This is a genomic window from Micromonospora maritima, assembly GCF_902825405.1.
Lineage (GTDB): Bacteria > Actinomycetota > Actinomycetes > Mycobacteriales > Micromonosporaceae > Micromonospora > Micromonospora maritima.
Map to the genome: position 1 here is coordinate 1 of NZ_CADEAU010000923.1, position 919 is coordinate 919.

The window sequence follows — 919 nt, forward strand, 5'->3', positions numbered from 1 at the left end:
GTCAGCGCTGCAGGGTGAGCAGGCCGGGCCGGTAGGGGAGCAGGCCGTAGTCGCCGCCGGAGTTGGGGGCGCGGCCCTGGTAGAGCAGTTGCAGGTTGCAGGGGTCGACGGTGAAGGTCTGGTCGGCGCTGGTGCGGATCAGCTCGCCGTGGCTGATGTCGTTGGTCCAGGTGGCGCCGCTGTTGGCCTTGCCGGCGAACGGGTTGCTCTCGGTCGCCGCCTGCGGTGTCCAGGAGCCGTTGAGGCTGGTCGCGGTGAAGGAGCGGAAGTAGCGGCCCTGCGCCCCGATCGCCTCGACGATCATCAGGTAGCGGGTCTGGCCCTGGAGCTTGTAGACCTGGACCGCCTCGAACAGGTTGTTCGTCGAGTCGCTCATGATCGTGGTGTAGGTCGAGCCGAAACTGCCGGGGAAGTTCCCGATCGGCATGCTGGCCCGGTAGATCTTGCCGTTGTCACCGGCGAAGAACAGGTACATGTTCTGGCCGTCGGCGATCAGCGTCTGGTCGATCGGGCCGGTGCCGGATCCGGAGATGCTGCCGGTGAACAGCGGCTGCGCCGACGACCAGCCGTTGGGGTTCGTCGGATCGGTCGAGGTCTTGTAGGAGAACGCGGTCGGACCCCACTGGTAGGCCAGGACCCACAGGTTGCGCGGGGCGAAGTAGAACAGCGTCGGCGCGACGGTGCCCTGCGACATGCCGTTCTGACTGGCCGAGGCCATCTCCGACCAGTTGCCGAACAACCCGAAGTTCATCGAGCCCCACGACGACCCGTAGTCGTGCGTGGTCGCGTAGACCAGATGCCGACCGTTGTACGGAGCGACCGTGAAGTCCTTCAACGACACCCAACCCGACTTCGGGGTGGCCAACGGACCGGTCGAACTCCAGCGGTAGCTCGACGGGAGGGTGCACGTGCCGGGCGG

General features: G+C 66.6%; 1 protein-coding gene. It reads right to left on the reverse strand.

The features are described from left to right. Window position 1: 1 nt before the first annotated feature. On the reverse strand, window positions 2-919 hold a 918-nt coding region (locus HUW36_RS33565), incomplete at its 5' end, for a non-reducing end alpha-L-arabinofuranosidase family hydrolase (RefSeq protein WP_281357596.1).